This is a genomic window from Pseudomonas sp. VEM90, from assembly GCF_054611535.1.
Genome location: NZ_JBTRAR010000031.1, coordinates 38678 through 54565, shown reverse-complemented (window position 1 = coordinate 54565; position 15888 = coordinate 38678). Strand labels below are relative to the sequence as shown.

Annotated in this window: 14 protein-coding genes; 10 read left to right on the top strand and 4 right to left on the bottom strand. The window is 64.6% G+C overall.

Translation table 11 applies throughout. The features are described from left to right. The first annotated feature begins 44 nt into the window (after positions 1 to 44). The 4 genes from ACYCCG_RS23805 to ACYCCG_RS23790 are packed head-to-tail and all read left to right on the top strand — an operon-like array spanning position 45 to position 3308. Complete coding sequence (locus ACYCCG_RS23805; RefSeq protein WP_176683869.1) at positions 45 to 1055, top strand: ABC transporter substrate-binding protein; 1011 nt, start codon at positions 45 to 47, stop codon at positions 1053 to 1055. After that, positions 1055 to 2071 (top strand): FecCD family ABC transporter permease, encoded by a 1017-nt coding sequence (locus tag ACYCCG_RS23800; protein WP_209964977.1) that lies wholly within the window; start codon positions 1055 to 1057, stop codon positions 2069 to 2071. Before ACYCCG_RS23805 ends, ACYCCG_RS23800 begins: the two co-directional genes overlap by 1 nt. Beyond that, the gene (locus ACYCCG_RS23795) at positions 2068 to 2856 is read left to right on the top strand and encodes an ABC transporter ATP-binding protein (RefSeq protein WP_209964976.1); all 789 of its coding nucleotides are present in this window, start codon (positions 2068 to 2070) and stop codon (positions 2854 to 2856) included. Before ACYCCG_RS23800 ends, ACYCCG_RS23795 begins: the two co-directional genes overlap by 4 nt. 17 nt (positions 2857 to 2873) lie before the next feature. Next, positions 2874 to 3308, top strand: a complete 435-nt coding sequence (locus ACYCCG_RS23790) for a pseudoazurin (protein WP_209964973.1) — start codon at positions 2874 to 2876, stop codon at positions 3306 to 3308. Between the two features lie 156 nt (positions 3309 to 3464). Here the strand turns inward: ACYCCG_RS23790 and ACYCCG_RS23785 are convergent, their stop codons facing one another. Then, positions 3465 to 3962 carry a GNAT family N-acetyltransferase gene (locus ACYCCG_RS23785; protein ID WP_176683872.1) on the bottom strand — a complete coding sequence of 166 codons (498 nt, stop codon included), beginning with the start codon at positions 3960 to 3962 and terminating at the stop codon, positions 3465 to 3467. Positions 3963 to 4095: 133 nt separating this feature from the next. On the opposite strand from ACYCCG_RS23785, the gene ACYCCG_RS23780 reads away from it, so the two are divergent. The 4 genes from ACYCCG_RS23780 (at position 4096) to ACYCCG_RS23765 (ending at position 8660) form a co-directional block, all read left to right on the top strand. Beyond that, entirely contained in the window at positions 4096 to 4575 is a 480-nt protein-coding gene (locus ACYCCG_RS23780; protein ID WP_209964971.1) for a hypothetical protein, read from the top strand. A gap of 58 nt (positions 4576 to 4633) precedes the next feature. Then, positions 4634 to 6205: a sensor domain-containing diguanylate cyclase gene (locus ACYCCG_RS23775; protein ID WP_339444193.1), complete on the top strand. Its 1572-nt coding sequence runs from the start codon at positions 4634 to 4636 to the stop codon at positions 6203 to 6205. A 160-nt stretch (positions 6206 to 6365) separates the two neighbouring features. Continuing rightward, the gene (locus ACYCCG_RS23770; protein ID WP_209964969.1) at positions 6366 to 7142 is read left to right on the top strand and encodes a ParA family protein; all 777 of its coding nucleotides are present in this window, start codon (positions 6366 to 6368) and stop codon (positions 7140 to 7142) included. Positions 7143 to 7322: 180 nt separating this feature from the next. Continuing rightward, the gene (locus ACYCCG_RS23765; RefSeq protein ID WP_021782816.1) at positions 7323 to 8660 is read left to right on the top strand and encodes an MFS transporter; all 1338 of its coding nucleotides are present in this window, start codon (positions 7323 to 7325) and stop codon (positions 8658 to 8660) included. A gap of 32 nt (positions 8661 to 8692) precedes the next feature. Here ACYCCG_RS23765 and ACYCCG_RS23760 read toward each other — a convergent pair whose 3' ends face one another. The 3 genes from ACYCCG_RS23760 to ACYCCG_RS23750 are packed head-to-tail and all read right to left on the bottom strand — an operon-like array spanning position 8693 to position 14316. Next, positions 8693 to 11839 carry an efflux RND transporter permease subunit gene (locus ACYCCG_RS23760; RefSeq protein ID WP_459671981.1) on the bottom strand — a complete coding sequence of 1049 codons (3147 nt, stop codon included), beginning with the start codon at positions 11837 to 11839 and terminating at the stop codon, positions 8693 to 8695. Between the two features lie 16 nt (positions 11840 to 11855). Then, the gene (locus ACYCCG_RS23755) at positions 11856 to 13070 is read right to left on the bottom strand and encodes an efflux RND transporter periplasmic adaptor subunit (RefSeq protein WP_339444198.1); all 1215 of its coding nucleotides are present in this window, start codon (positions 13068 to 13070) and stop codon (positions 11856 to 11858) included. Beyond that, positions 13063 to 14316, bottom strand: a complete 1254-nt coding sequence (locus ACYCCG_RS23750; RefSeq protein ID WP_339444199.1) for a TolC family protein — start codon at positions 14314 to 14316, stop codon at positions 13063 to 13065. The genes ACYCCG_RS23755 and ACYCCG_RS23750 overlap by 8 nt, the downstream gene beginning before the upstream one ends. A gap of 263 nt (positions 14317 to 14579) precedes the next feature. Here ACYCCG_RS23750 and aroQ point away from each other — a divergent pair, with 263 nt between their 5' ends. Then, positions 14580 to 15029, top strand: a complete 450-nt coding sequence (gene aroQ / locus ACYCCG_RS23745; protein WP_003250469.1) for a type II 3-dehydroquinate dehydratase — start codon at positions 14580 to 14582, stop codon at positions 15027 to 15029. After that, positions 15026 to 15874 carry a shikimate dehydrogenase gene (locus ACYCCG_RS23740; protein WP_209964964.1) on the top strand — a complete coding sequence of 283 codons (849 nt, stop codon included), beginning with the start codon at positions 15026 to 15028 and terminating at the stop codon, positions 15872 to 15874. Before aroQ ends, ACYCCG_RS23740 begins: the two co-directional genes overlap by 4 nt. Positions 15875 to 15888: the final 14 nt, after the last annotated feature.

Sequence of the window (15888 nt, the reverse complement as noted above, 5' to 3'; positions counted from 1 at the left end):
CCGTGCGTTCCTCACCAGAACTGTCCGATAGGAGATCGCCCAGCATGCTGCCCCGTTTCGCCACCCTGCTCGCGGGCCTAGGCCTCACCGGCCTGGCCCAGGCCGCTGCCACCCACTACCCGCTGACGGTCGACAACTGCGGCAAGCCGCAGACTTTTGCCCAGGCACCGCAGCGCGCCGTCACCATCGGCCAGGCCGGAACCGAGCTGCTCTATGCCTTGGGGCTGGGTGACAAGCTGGCGGGCACGTCGCTGTGGTTCAACAACGTATTGCCGGAATACCAGGCGGTGAACGCCAAGGTGCCGCGCCTGGCCGACAACGACCCCAGCTTCGAGGCGGTGGTCGGCAAGCGCCCGCAGCTGGTCGCGGTGCAGTTCGAATGGATGGTCGGTGCCCAGGGCGTGGTCGCCACCCGCGAGCAGTTCGATGAACTGAAGATCCCCACCTACGTGCTGCCATCGGACTGCGAGGGCAAGGACAACCTAGTCGGTGCAGACGGCACCCGCCTGCAAGCGTTCCAGGTAGACAGCATCTACAAGAGCGTCAGCCAACTGGCCGAGATCTTCGACGTTCAGGACCGCGGCGCAGCACTGAACGCCGAGTTGCAAGGGCGCCTCGACAGCGCCAGGGCACAACTGGCCGGCAAGGACCTGTCGGCAACTTCGGCGCTGTTCTGGTTCTCCAGCGCCGACCTGGACATCGACCCCTATGTGGCCGGCCGCCAGGGTGTCGCCGACTTCATGTTGCGCACCCTCGGTGTGCGCAACGTGGTCGAGTCCAGCGAAGAATGGCCAAGCGTTGGCTGGGAAACCCTGGCCAAGGCCAATCCGACCTGGCTGATCATCGCACGCATGGACCGCCGCCGTTTCCCCGCCGACGACTACCAGAAAAAGCTCGAATTCCTGCGCAGTGATCCAGTAACCCGCAACATGGACGCGGTAAAGCACGACCGCATCATTATCCTCGACGCCGACGCCATGCAGGCCGGCATCCGCCTGTTCCGGGGCGTGCAGACGCTCTCCACGGCCTTCGCCAGCGGTAAAGCAGCCCCGTGATGATCCGCCTGTTACCCTGCATCGCGGTTGCCTTGGGCGCCCTGTTGGCCGCCCTGCTGGCCGGCACCGCCATCGGCGAAACCAACCTGTCGCCCAGCGTGGTCGGCCAGGTGCTGGCCAACCACCTGTGGCAAGCTGCCTACCCGGTGGACCCGATCGACGCCGGCATCGTCTGGAACTACCGCCTGACCCGCACCCTGGTCGCAGCCGCTTGTGGCGCCGGGCTGGCCACCTGCGGTGTCATCCTGCAGGCGATGTTGCGCAACCCACTGGCCGAGCCCTACTTGCTGGGGCTGTCTGCCGGTGCCTCGACCGGCGCGGTACTCGTCGGCCTGCTGGGCCTGGGTAGCCTGGCATTAAGCATGTCCGCAGGGGCTTTCATCGGTGCCGTGGCCGCATTCGCCTTGGTACTGGTGCTGGCCCGCGCGGCCGGCCCCAGCAGCAACAATGCCCAAGTGATCCTTGCCGGTATCGCCGGCTCGCAACTGTTCAATGCACTGACCGCCTTCCTGATCACCAAGTCGGCCACCGCCGAGCAGGCGCGCGGTATCCTGTTCTGGCTGCTGGGCAACCTGAGCGGCGTGCGCTGGCCTTCGGTGTGGCTGGCTGTGCCGGTGGCGATTTTCGGCTTGCTGGTGTGCCTGTGGCATCGCCGTGCGCTGGATGCCTTCACCTTCGGCGCCGATTCGGCCGCCTCGCTGGGCATCCCGGTGCGGCGCACCCAGTTGCTGCTGATCAGTTGTGCAGCGCTGGTGACGGCTGTGATGGTGTCCATTGTCGGCGCCATCGGTTTTGTCGGGCTGGTTATACCCCATGCCCTGCGCCTTCTGCTCGGCCCCGGGCACAGCCGTCTGTTGCCCGCCAGCGCACTGGGCGGTGCACTGTTCCTGATTGCGGCAGATATTCTTTCGCGCACACTGATCACCGGCCAGGTGATCCCGGTGGGCGTGGTTACGGCGCTGATCGGTGCCCCGGTATTCGCGCTGATTCTGGTCAGCCGTCGGGGGCGACCATGACAGCCATGACAACTGTTCGCATCCCCCCGCTGGCCTGCCATGGGCTGGGGCTGCAACTGGCCGGCAATACCGTGCTCAGCGATATCGACCTCAGCGTTGTCGCCGGTGAAACCCTGGGCATCGTCGGCCCTAACGGCTCGGGCAAATCCTCGCTACTGAAGTTGCTGGCAGGGCTGCGCAAACCGGCCTGCGGCAGCGTGCAGCTCATGGGTGAGCCACTGGCACAGATGCCCCGCCGCCGTGTTGCCCAAGCGCTGGCGCTGGTCGAGCAACAGGCCGACACCCTCGATGCGATCAGTGTGTTCGACGCGGTTGCCTTGGGCCGCACGCCGTGGCTCTCGGCCCTGGCACCGTTCTCCCGGCAAGACTGCGCCATCGTCGAGCAAGCCCTGGCCGACCTCGACGCCCTGCACCTGCGCACGCGCCTGTGGGGGTCGCTGTCCGGTGGCGAGCGCCAGCGTGTACACATCGCCCGCGCGCTGGCCCAACGGCCGCAGGTGCTGCTGCTGGACGAGCCGACCAACCACCTGGACATCCAGCATCAGCTGAGCCTGCTGCAACAAGTGCAGGCGCTGCCGGTTACCACCTTGGTAGCGCTGCATGACCTCAACCAGGCACTGACCTGCGACCGTGTCGCGGTCATCGACAAGGGCCGCCTGGTCGCCCTTGGCAAACCCTTCGAAGTGCTTACCGCCAAGCGCCTGCTGAGCACCTTCGGCGTCCACGCCCACTACCTCACCGACCCTTTCGACGGCGCGCGCATCCTGCGCTTTCGCGCCCCCTGAACCAGGTAGCCCTGCCCATGCTGTTGCGCCCTGTCGCCCTGCTGCTCGCCAGCACCCTGCATGCCCCGACCGCACTGGCCGAAGTGCATGAAGTGAAAATGCTCAACCGTGGCAGCGACGGTGCCATGGTCTACGAGCCCGACCACTTGCGCATTGCACCCGGCGACAGCGTTCGCTTCCTGCCGACCCAGAACGGGCATAATGCCGCCAGCGTGGCGGGCCTGCTACCCACCGGGGCCGAGCCGTTCAAGAGCAGGCTGAACCAGCCGTTCGAGCACACCTTCAGCGTGCCGGGCGTGTACGGTATCCAATGCATTCCGCACGTGGCCATGGGCATGGTCATGGTGATCCAGGTCGGTGACGCGCCTGCCGCCGAATTGCCGACCAGCTTGCCGGCGCGGGCCAAAGCCCGCTTTGCCGCACAGTTGCAAAAGCTCGAAGCTGGGCAATGAGCCAGCTATTCGGGTCGCTCACGCCCTGGCCGGCGTCGCCCACTTGCAAAGCAATGGCTTTACCGAGGATGGCAACTGGAAGCTTCTCAACCGCAACGTGTTCGATCCAGTGACGCGCGGCGTGATCTTCATCGCCAACAGGCACGTTCCCAGCGGTCAGCGTAATCGCAACTGCATGTGCGTGGTCTGCCACACCGGGTCTTGCTCCACATCCACCAACGTAAACCCTTGCCGCTCCCAGAACGCGATGGCACCCGGCAGAAACGGATGAGTATGCAAGTAAAGGCAGTCGAAGCCGGCTTGCATCGCCCGTTCGCGCAAGGCGCCAAACAAGGCAGCCGCCAGCCCATGCCTGCGGTAGGCCGGCAACACGAACAGCCGCACCACCTCGACTACCCGCTCAGCGCGGTAATCAAGCTGGGCAAAGCGATGGTCATAGGGCAAGTAACCTATCACCGCGACCAGCCGCCCACCCTCACGGGCTTCCAGAAAACAGCCCGCGCCGTCCAGGTAAGTGTCAGCGAACTGCGCCAGGTCACGCGGCAAGGGTGCATTGGCGAGCATCGGAAAAAGCGCGCGGCGGGCACTGTCGACAAACGCCAGCACTTCGGCAATGGCGTCACGCGCCACGGGTTGCAAGGTCCAGTTCGGCATTGGGCGGTTGCCAGTGTGGTTGGGAGCGTACGGTTCTACCGCAGCGTGCCGCTCAAGGCAAATCACAGGGCTCGTCGCGGCAAGGCGGACATCGGTATAATCGGCAGCCTTCACTGCCCGACCAGGCCATACCATGCCTCGCCTCCCGAAGTTGCTGTTACCCCTGTTGCTGGCTGCTGCACTCACCGCCTGCGACCAGAAGCCCTCCCGTGAAGAACAGATCCTCGCCCAGCTGCCGCTGCAGGACGCCTACACGCACAACATCGAGCGCATGTCCGCGCTGCTGGGCCGCACTCACCCGCAGTTGTCGCAAGCGACCATCCAGGACGTACTGCGCAAGCACCTCACCGTCGAGGACCAACGCCGGGACCTGTTCCGCCTGTACAGCGAAAAGAACTTCAGCGACGCCGAGTTCGCAACCATCGTCGCCGCCACCCAGGACCCCGCCAAAGCTCGCGCCCTGGAAGACACCGAAGCCGGCAAACGCTTGAGCGAAAAACTCACCGCCCTGATGCGCGAAACCGCCCGCGATGTGAACGTGCAGGCCTTGGTCGAGCAGCGCATGCAACAGGTGGAAGATGAGCTTGATGCGCTGGACAAGGCAGGCTCTTGAGCGCTGCCCGCCAAGGTAACTTCCGTTCAGCAGCCCTTTACGATCACAGAGGTCAGGATTGCCACATACCAAGCACGGATTGCGCCTGGATCTACGTACACTCATTCTGGTGCTCTGCGCCCTGACCGCAGTGGTCATGCTGTGCGCCAGCTATTTCGCCAGCTATCGGGTGCAGCGCCAGCTACTGATCGACAATGCCCTGGAAGCCAATCGGGTGTATGCGAGAAAGCTGGCCAGCATTACCGACACCTTCATTGGCAACGCCTTGCAGCAACTGATGTTCAGCGCCGGCGTACAAAGCCGGCAGTTGAGCGACACCGCAGCGCTGCAGGTGGAAACCGACCGCGTACTGGGCCAGAGCATGGCCTTCAACTCCACCTTCGTGATCGATGCCAACGGTGTACTGCTGGCGGTATCCCCCGCCCCGCTACGCCACCTGCTCGGCACCCACGTGCAGTCGCCCGGTGCTCAGGAAGCCCTGCACGAACGCCGTCCACTGGTTTCCACACCCTATCTGTCGGCGGCCGACAACCTGATGGTGGTGCTGTCGCAACCCATTTTCGACGACAACGGCCGCTACCTGGGGTATGTGGGTGGCAGCCTGTACCTGCGTGAACACAACATCCTCAACAGCCTGCTGGGTGAGCATTTCTACAAGAACGGTTCGTACCTGTATGTGGTCGACCGCAAACGACGCCTGCTGTACCACCCCAATAGCGAACGGGTAGGCACGGTGGTGGAGGGCAATGCGCTGGTCGACCAGCTGGGGAGACTGGACAGCGGTACCCGGCAGCTGACCAATAGCCTGGGCGTGGAAATGCTCGCCGGCTTCGCCACTGTGCCCAGCGCCGGCTGGGGCGTTGTAGCGCAGCAGCCATTGGCGCAGACGGTGACGCCGCTGAACCATCTGGTGCTGAACGTGGTCGCCAGTTCGGCGCCCTTGGCGCTGGTTGGCAGCCTGCTGCTGTGGTGGCTGGCCCGCACCATCGCCCGGCCGCTGTGGAAACTGGCCGCAAGTGCCCGCACGATGGACCGCGCCGGTACCGCCGAACATTTGCATCATGTGCGGGCCTGGTACTTTGAGGCGGCAGAGCTCAAACGCGCGTTACTGTTCGGCCTGAACTTGCTGCAAGAGCGCATCGGCCGGCTCAATCGGGACGCCCAGACCGACCCGCTGACCGGCCTGGGCAACCGCCGCAGCCTGGAATTCAGCCTGTCGTTACTGGAAGCTGAAAACCGGGAGTTTGCAGTCATTGCGCTGGATATCGACCATTTCAAACGGGTAAATGACAGCCATGGACACGAAGTGGGCGACCAGGTGCTGCGCCACCTGGCGGAGCTCATGCGCCGTTGTTGCCGCGAGGGCGACCTGTTGTGTCGGACCGGCGGCGAGGAGTTCCTGATATTGCTGCCTGGGGCCCCCCTGAACGTGGCGGCCGCGGTGGCTGAACGGTTGCGTGTGACCGTACAGGATATGCCGGTGGAACCGGTGGGGGCAGTGACAATTTCGCTGGGGGTGACGCACTGGGATGGCGAGACGCACGGCGAGCCCATGAACGCATTGGGCGAGGCTGACCGGGCGCTTTACCAGGCCAAGCAAGAGGGGCGCAACCGGGTCGCTTTTGCCTGAACGCCTTGTGTTGTAACCATGGCGGCGGGCTTGCCCGTGAAAATGCCGATACAGGCAACGATGAATCGGTGGCTTGTAACAATTCCTGTCATAAAACTGCAGCGTTTCAGTCATAGGATTGACCTCGACCTGACATTTTCACTTCATGGATGAGCGTCTCATGCGTCGTGTGGTTTTCAATCAGAAAGGTGGCGTCGGCAAATCCAGCATTGCCTGCAACCTCGCCGCAGCCAGTGCCGCCGAGGGCTACCGGACCTTGCTGGTCGACCTCGACCCACAGGCCAATGCCACCTTCTACCTGACCGGGCTGGCCAACGACACCATTCCTGCCGGCATCGCCGACTTCTTCCGCCAGACCTTGTCGCCGGTTACTGCCGCCGGCAAGAAGCACCGCGTGGCAATCACCGAAACCCGCTACAGCAACCTGCACCTGGTCACCGCCAGCCCTGACCTCAGCGACCTGCAAAGCAAGCTGGAGAGCAAGTTCAAGATCAACAAGCTGCGCAAGTTGCTGGTGGCGCTGGGCGAGGACTACGAGCGGATCTACATCGACACCCCGCCCGCACTGAACTTCTACACCTTCAGCGCGCTGGTGGCGGCCGAGCGTCTGTTGATTCCGTTCGACTGCGACAGTTTCTCGCGCCAGGCCCTGCACTGTGTCATGGCCGAAGTCGAAGAACTGCGCCAGGACCACAACCCCGCGCTGCAGGTGGAAGGTGTGGTGGTCAATCAGTTCGCCGGCCGCACCGCACTGCACCAGACCCTGGTCGATCAACTGCGCAGCGAAGGCCTGCCGGTGCTGCCGGTGTACCTGAGCAGTTCGATCAAGATGCGTGAATCGCACCATGCCTCGGTGCCATTGGTGCATTTGGCGCCACGGCATAAACTGGCCCTGGAATTTGTCGATTTGCTGGATGTGCTTGAGCGTGCGGCCTGACAGGCCTTTTGAGCCACTCCGGCTGTAACCTGCTGCATCGGTTGAATCAGGTATACCGAGGTCGCCCTCGACAAAGCGCCTTGCAGCGCCCGGCTATCTACTGGCAAGCACAATAACGATGGCGCGGCCCTACCGCGCCACTTTCATCATGGCTGCCAAAGGAAACCGGAGAGCTCCCGCATGTCCGCACATCATGAGGTATCCCCCGCCACCCTGCGCAGGGTGATAGCCGCTTCGGCCATCGGCAACTTCGTCGAATGGTTCGACTTCGCCGTGTACGGCTTTCTCGCCACGCTGATCGCCAGCCAGTTCTTTGCCAGCGAAGACGCCAGCGTGGCCTTGCTCAAAACCTTCGCGGTGTTCGCCGTGGCCTTCGCCCTGCGCCCCTTGGGCGGCATCGTCTTCGGTGCCTTGGGCGACCGACTGGGTCGCAAGCGCATCCTGTCGCTGACCATCCTGCTGATGGCCGGCTCCACCACGTTGATCGGCCTGCTGCCGACCTACGCCAGCATCGGCCTGGCAGCCCCGGCGCTGCTGACCCTGGCCCGCTGCCTGCAGGGGTTTTCTGCCGGTGGCGAATATGCCGGGGCCTGCGCCTACCTGATGGAGCACGCGCCTGACGACAAGCGCGCCTTTTATGGCAGCTTCGTACCTGTGTCGACCTTTTCCGCCTTTGCCTGCGCAGCGGTGATCGCTTATGGCCTGGAGGCCAGCCTGTCGACCGAGGCGATGAATGCCTGGGGCTGGCGCATTCCGTTCCTGATTGCCGCACCGCTGGGCCTGGTCGGCCTGTACCTGCGCTGGCGCATGGAGGAAACCCCGGCGTTCCGCGAAGCCGTCGCCCAGGGCAAGGAGCACGAGCACTCACCGCTGAAGGAAACCCTGCGCCACCATGGCCGGGTCATTCGCAACCTGGGGGCGTTCATTTCGCTGACCGCGTTGTCGTTCTACATGTTCACCACCTACTTCGCCACCTACCTGCAACTGGTCGGCAACCTGACCCGTGCGCAGTCACTGCTGGTGACCACCGTGGCCCTGCTGTTCGCCGCCGTCGGCTGCCCGCTGGCCGGTGCATTTTCGGACCGGGTGGGGCGGCGCAAGACCATCGGTTTTACCTGCCTGTGGATGATGCTTAGCGTGTTCCCGGCGTACTGGCTGGCCAGCTCTGGCTCGATGTCGGGTGCGTTGCTGGGGGTGATCCTGCTAGCGGTGGGGGCACTGTGCAGTGGTGTGGTTACCGCGGCATTGCTGTCTGAAAGCTTCCCTACCCGTACCCGCTACACCGCTTCGGCGATTACCTACAACGTGGCCTACACGCTATTTGGCGGTACTGCGCCGCTGGTAGCAACCTGGCTCATCGGCCAAACCGGCAGCAGCCTGGCACCGGCGTTCTACCTGGTGGTGATTGCGCTGGTGGCGTTGGTAGGCGGCTTGGCGTTGCCGGAAACTTCGCGGATTTCTTTGCATGAGGACATGAGCATGGACGGTGTGCGGGCCGGAACCCGAAACACCGTCTGAAATTTCCGGGGCTGCCTTGCAGCCCCAACTGCTCAGCCTTCCTGCTGCTCTTCCCGCCGATACGCCCACTGATACAACGCCGGCAACACCAGCAACGTCAGCGCTGTAGAGGACAAGATCCCGCCAATCACCACCGTTGCCAGTGGCCGTTGCACCTCCGCACCGGTCCCGGTGGCCAAGGCCATCGGAATGAACCCCAGCGAGGCCACCAGCGCCGTCATCAGTACCGGCCGCAATCGGGTCAGCGCACCCTCCTCGACCGCCGCCCGCAGCGTGCGCCCTTCCTCGCGCAGCCCGCGGATAAAGGCAATCATCACCAGCCCGTTCAGCACTGCCACTCCCGACAGTGCAATGAACCCGACCCCGGCAGAGATGGACAGCGGAATATCACGCGCCCACAGCGCCAGCACCCCGCCGGTCAGGGCAAAGGGGATGCCGGTGAACACCAGCAGGCCATCCCTGAGGTTGTTGAACATCATCAGCAACAGCGCCATGACCAGCAGCAAGGCCACCGGCACCACCACCTGCAAGCGCTCGGCCGCCGACTGCAACTGCTCGAACTGGCCTCCCCAACGCGTCCAGTACCCCGGTGGCACCTGCACCTGGCCGATCAGGGTCTGCTCGGCCTCTTGCACAAACGAGCCCAGGTCACGTCCACGCACATTGGCACTGACCACCACCACGCGCTTGCCATCCTCGCGGCTCACCTGATTCGGGCCCAGTTGCAGGTTCAACGTGGCTACCTGCGACAGCGGGATGAAACCGATTTGCCCGGCCCCCTCAGCAGCACTGGCCGGTACGGGAATCAGCAGGCTGGCCAACCCGTCGACATCGGTACGCAAGGTCTCCGACAGGCGCACGACCATGTCGAAACGGCGGTCGCCCTCATACAGCGTACCGGCGGTGCGGCCACCCACGGCAATGGCGATGGCATCCTGCACATCACCCACATTCAGGCCATGACGGGCGGCCTTGTCACGGTCGATGTCGATGGTCAGTACCGGCAGGCCCGTGGTCTGCTCCACTTTCACCTCGGACGCGCCTGGCACCCCTTGCAGACTGGTGGCGATCTGCGCGGCAGTGCGGTTGAGCACCTCCATATCGTCACCGAACAGCTTCACCGCCACATCACTGCGCACCCCGGAAATCAGCTCGTTGAAGCGCAACTGAATGGGCTGCGACAGCTCGTAGTTGCTGCCCGGCACACTGGCAGCAGCGCGTTGCACCTGGGCGATCAGTTCATCCCGTGGCTTGCCAGGGTCAACCCATTGTTCGCGTGGGCGCAGCATCACGTAGGCATCGGAAATGTTCGGCGGCATCGGGTCGGAGGCAATCTCGGCAGTACCGGTGCGGGCAAACACCCGCTCCACCTCGGGCACCTGGGCCATGATCGCCTGCTCCAGGCGCTGCTGCATGTCCACCGACTGCGACAGGCTGGTGCCCGGCACACGCAGGGCCTGCAGGGCGAAGTCGCCCTCGCTGAGGCTGGGGATGAACTCGCTGCCCATGCGGCTGGCCATCACGCCGGACAGCAGCACCAGGGCAGCGGCAGCAGCAAACGCCAGTTTGCGCCGGCCCAGCACCCAGGCCAGCACTGGGGCATAGCGCTGACGTGCCGTACGCATCACCAGGCCTTCCTCCTCCTTGACCTTGCCGGTGACGAACAGGGCAATGGCCGCCGGTACGAACGTGACCGAGAGGATCATCGCACCCAACAGGGCCATGACCACGGTGAAGGCCATGGGGTGGAACATCTTGCCCTCGACCCCGGTCAAGGCAAAGATCGGCAGGTACACCACCATGATGATCAACTGCCCATAGATCAGCGGCCGGCGTGCTTCGCGGGCGGCGGCAAACACCTCATGGAACCGTTCGGTGCGGGTCAGCATGCGACCGTGGCGCTGCTGGGCATGGGCCAGGCGACGGATGGCGTTTTCCACGATCACCACGGCGCCGTCGACGATGATGCCGAAGTCCAGCGCGCCCAGGCTCATCAGGTTGGCACTGACTTTGTTGCTGAACATGCCGGTAAAGGTGAATAGCATCGACAGCGGGATAACCATGGCCGTGATCAGCGCAGCACGGATGTTGCCGAGGAACAGGAACAGCACGGCAATCACCAGGATTGCACCTTCGATCAGGTTCTTCTTCACCGTGGCGATGGCTTTCTCCACCAGGTGGGTGCGGTCGTACACCGTGACTGCAACCACGCCCTTGGGCAGGTTGCGATTGATCTCGACCAGTTTTGCAGCGACCGCCTGCGACACCGTACGGCTGTTCTCGCCAATCAGCATGAACACCGTGCCCAACACAACTTCCCGACCGTTTTCGGTGGCAGCCCCCGAGCGCAGCTCTTCGCCAAGGCCAACCTGGGCGACATGGCTGACGCGGATCGGCGTGCCGTCGACGCTGGAAATAACGATGTTGGCGATGTCTTCGGCCGAGGCCACCTGGCCGGGTGCGCGAATCAGCAACTGCTCGCCATTGCGCTCGATATAGCCAGCGCCAATGTTGGCGTTATTGCGTTCCAGCGCTGCAATCAGGTCGTTGAGGGTGAGCTTGTAGGCCGCCAGGCGCTTGGGCTCTGGTGCAATCAGGTATTGTTTGGCATGGCCACCGATGCTGTTGACCTCGGCCACACCCGGCACATTGCGAAGCTGCGGCTTGATGATCCAGTCCTGAATCACTCGCAGGTCGGTTGGGGTGTACGGTGTGCCGTCTTCCTTGAGCGCCCCCTCCTGGGCTTCCACCGTCCACAGGAAAATTTCCCCCAACCCGGTGGAGATCGGCCCCATGCTCGCCTCGATGCCCTCAGGCAATTGCTCGCGGGCCACCTGCAGGCGCTCGTTGACCAGTTGGCGGGCGAAGAAGATATCGGTGTCATCATCGAAAATGACCGTGACTTGCGACAGGCCAGAGCGCGACAGCGAGCGGGTCTGCTTGAGCCCTGGCAGGCCGGCCATGGCGGTTTCGATGGCAAAGGTGATGCGCTGCTCGGTCTCCAGCGGCGAATAGCCGGGGGCGGCGGTGTTGATCTGCACCTGGACGTTAGTGATGTCCGGCACAGCATCGATCGGCAGTTTCTGGTAGCTGTGGATACCCACCGCGGCCATCAGGACCACGGCCAGCATCACCACCAGGCGCTGCTCGATGGCAAATTGAATCAGGCGTTCGAACATGCAGGTGTCCCCGTGATCAGTGGCTGTGCTCGGCCGAGCCCTTGCCCAGTTCCGACTTGAGGACAAAGCTGCCGGCGGCCGCAACCTGAGTACCGGCGGCCAGGCCGCTGGTGATTTCCACCTGGCCAGCATCGCGACGGCCAGTCTTCACCGGGCGCGCCTCGAAGCCTTCCGCAGTGCGGGCGAACACCACGGTCTGCGCCTCCCAGGTTTGCAGGGCGCTTTCCGGCACCGCCACGGCGGCATCGAAGCGGTCGACGCTGACCGCCACATTGACGAACAGCCCGGGGCGCCAGGCGCCATTGGGGTTGGCCAGTGTGGCGCGCACAGTGGCGGCGCGGTTCTGCTCGCCGAGCAGGCTGCCGACGTAATTGACCTTGCCCTGGACCTGGGCGCCCAGGTCCGGCGCACTGACCGTGACATCGCGGCCGGTTACCACCTTGTCCAGGTCACGAGGGGCCACGGCGAAGGTCGCCCACACCCGGCTCAGGTCGGACAGGGTGAACGCGTTGCTGGTCGCGTCGACCACCTCCCCCACGGTCAGGTGCTTTTCCACGACGACCGCATCGAAGGGTGCGCGCAGTTCATAGCGGTTGCCGGCACCGGCCGGGCCCACCGCCGCGACCTTCTGCCGAGCGTTGGCCAGAGCGATCTCGGCCTCCTGCAGGGCCTGGCGCGCCTGCAGGTAATCCTGCTCGGCGCTGATTCGCTCCTGCCACAGCTGTTGCTCCCGCTGAAAGGTCAATCGCGCCAGTTCCAGACGACGCTGGGCGGCCTGCTGTTCGCTGCGCAGGTCGGAGATCTGCTGGCTGGCAATCACCGCCAGTACCTGGCCGCGCCTGACCGCCTGGCCCAGCTCGGCTTGCACCGCTTCGACCACACCCGGCACGCGGGGTACCACATGTGCGGTGCGGTCCTCGTCAAAGCGGATCTCACCCGGGAAGCTAATGGCGGTGCCCAACTCACGGGGGCCAGCGGCAGCCAGTTGCACGCCAGCCGTTTCGATCTGGGCGATAGACAGGTGCAACTGGCCTTCTTCTTCGCCATGCCCCTCCTCTGCATGGCCTTCGGCGGCCTGCTCTGCAGCGTGGCCGTGGCTGTCTTGACCATGGTCGTCATGGGGGGCTTGAGCCTTGGACGCCTGGCCGAGGGTACCGGTCCAGGCCAGGCCAGCGAGGCCAAGCGCCGCAATGGCGGTGGCCAGAAGGGCTAGCTTGCGTGGGTTAGTCATGGTTGCTCCTGCTATCGGGTTTGTTGCTCAGGCCATCGAGATCGCCGTAGATCCGCTCCACGTGTGCGCGGGCATCGGTCGCCGAGGCCAGCGCCTGGAGGTACAGCCCGCGCGCCTCGATCAGCGTGCGCTGGGCGTCGAGTACATCGAGGAACGCGAACTTGCCCATTTCAAAACCGCGGGTGGCGGTGTCCACGGCCTGCTGCGCAGCCGGCAGGATGGTGCGGTCATAGGCTTCAACGTCCTGCATCGCCGTCTCCCACTGGCTGATGGCGCTACGGGTTTCACTGCGCAGACGCAGCTCCACGGCATTGCGCAGGTCGCGCGCCTGGTCGGCACGGCGCGCAGCCGCCAGGACATTGCCCCGGTTGCGGTCGAACAGCGGCAACGGCATGGACAGGCCAACCACGTTCACCCGCTCCCGGTCTTCGCGGCTGTACTGGCTGCCAAGGCTGACGGTGAGGTTGGGGATACGCTGGGCTTTCTCCGAACCCAGGGACGCATCGCCGCGCTCGACCTGGGCAGCGGCCAGGCGCCATTCGACGGTCTGTTCGACCTGTTCAAGCAAGGTGTCGGCACCCGGCGCGATGCCTGGCGAAAGGTTGGCCGCCTGTAACCGGTCGAAGCTTGCCAGCGGGCTGCCCATCAGCCGGGCCAAGGCCTGGTAGGCCACGCTGCGCTGGGTTTTCGCGCGGCGCACTTCGGTCTGGGCCTGGGCCAGTTGCACCTGGGCACGGGTGGCCTCCACCGGTGATGACTGGCCTGCCGTAACCCGCCCTTGCACCACCCGCAGGCCGCGTTCAGTCAATACCTGCGACTGCTGCGCCAGCTCCAGCGCGGTCTGCGCACGCACGCCAGCGTGGAAAGCCTGCACCACATCGGCCCGCAGGGCGTTGCGCTGGCGCTCCAGGTCGAGCTGGGCAATGGCCTGGCCGGCCCCCGCCACGGCGAGACGCGCGCCGCGTTTCCCGCCCAGTTCCAGCGGCTGGCTGAGGGTGACGGTGGTGGTGCTGGTGTCGCGACGGGTGTCCTCGACCTCCCAGGCCAGCTCCGGGTTGGGGATCAACCCGGCCTGGCGCCGTTCGCCATCGGCAATGCCAATTTCACGGCCGGCTGCAGCCAGCTCCGGGTTCTGGGCGAAAGCGGCGGTAAGCGCCTGGGGCAGGCTCAGCGCCTGGCTGGCCTGGGCGCCGGTGGCACTGGCCAGCAACAGACAGAGCAAGGCGATCTTGCGGGGGATGGGCACGACACAGGTCCTCTCGGCGAAGCATTGGCGAGGGACTGTAGAAAGGGCCGGTTATCGGGGCGGTGGCGGCAAGATTACAATTTTGTAATGACGCACTGCGGGCCTTTGCAGGCGCAGCCTTGTGCTGCTGGGCACAGGACGGTGAACGCCCAAGAAGTTCGATAATCGCCCACTTTCCCGGTGCGACGATCTTGTCCAATTGACGGAACTAACCAGTCAGTACAAAACTACGTGCATTCAACAACAACAAAGCGATGCCCGTCATGAAGCCCCTTATTCTCGTGCTCAACGGCCCCAACCTGAACATGCTGGGCACCCGCGAGCCTGCCCAGTACGGCCACGAAACCCTCGCTGACCTGGCTCAGGGATGTGCCGACACTGCCCACGCCCACGGCCTGGAAATCGAGTTTCGCCAAACCAACCACGAAGGCGAACTGATCGACTGGATCCACGCCGCCCGTGGCCGCTGCGCCGGCATCGTGATCAACCCCGGCGCCTGGACGCACACCTCGGTCGCCATCCGCGATGCCCTGGTGGCCAGCGAACTGCCGGTGATCGAGGTGCACCTGTCCAACGTGCACAAACGCGAGCCGTTCCGTCACTTGTCGTTCGTATCGTCCATCGCCGTCGGTGTCATCTGCGGCCTGGGCAGCCACGGCTACCGCATGGCGCTGAGCCACTTCGCCGAGTTGTTGCAGGAGCGTGCGGCATGAGCCAGCAAGCCATCCTCGCCGGCCTGATCGGCCGCGGCATCCAACTGTCACGTACGCCGGCCCTGCACGAACACGAAGGCGACGCCCAGGCCCTGCGCTATCTGTACCGGCTGATCGACGCCGACCAGCTGCAACTGGACGACAGCGCCCTGCCCGGCCTGCTCGAAGCCGCGCAACATACCGGTTTCACCGGGCTGAACATTACCTACCCGTTCAAGCAGGCTATCCTGCCGTTGCTCGACGAACTCTCCGACGAGGCCCGTGGTATCGGCGCAGTAAACACCGTGGTGCTCAAGGACGGCAAGCGCGTCGGCCACAACACAGACTGCCTGGGCTTTGCCGAAGGCTTGCGCCGTGGCCTGCCCGGTGTGGCACGGCGCCAGGTGGTGCAGATGGGTGCCGGTGGCGCTGGCTCGGCCGTGGCCCACGCCCTGCTGGGTGAAGGGGTAGAGCGGCTGGTGCTGTTCGAAGTGGACGCAGCCCGTGCGCAGGCGCTGGTGGATAACCTGAACGGCCATTTCGGCGCAGGGCGCGCCGTGCTTGGCACCGACTTGGCCACAGCCCTGGCCGAGGCGGACGGGCTGGTCAACACCACGCCAGTGGGCATGGCCAAGCTACCGGGCACGCCACTGCCGGTGGAGTTGCTGCATCCCCGCCTGTGGGTGGCCGAGATTATCTACTTCCCGCTGGAGACCGAACTGCTGCGCGCAGCCCGGGCACTGGGCTGCCGCACGCTGGATGGCAGCAACATGGCGGTGTTCCAGGCGGTGAAGGCATTCGAGCTGTTCAGCGGGCGGCAGGCGGATGCGGCGCGGATGCAGGCGCACTTTGCCAGTTTCACCTGATAGAAAAGTGTTGG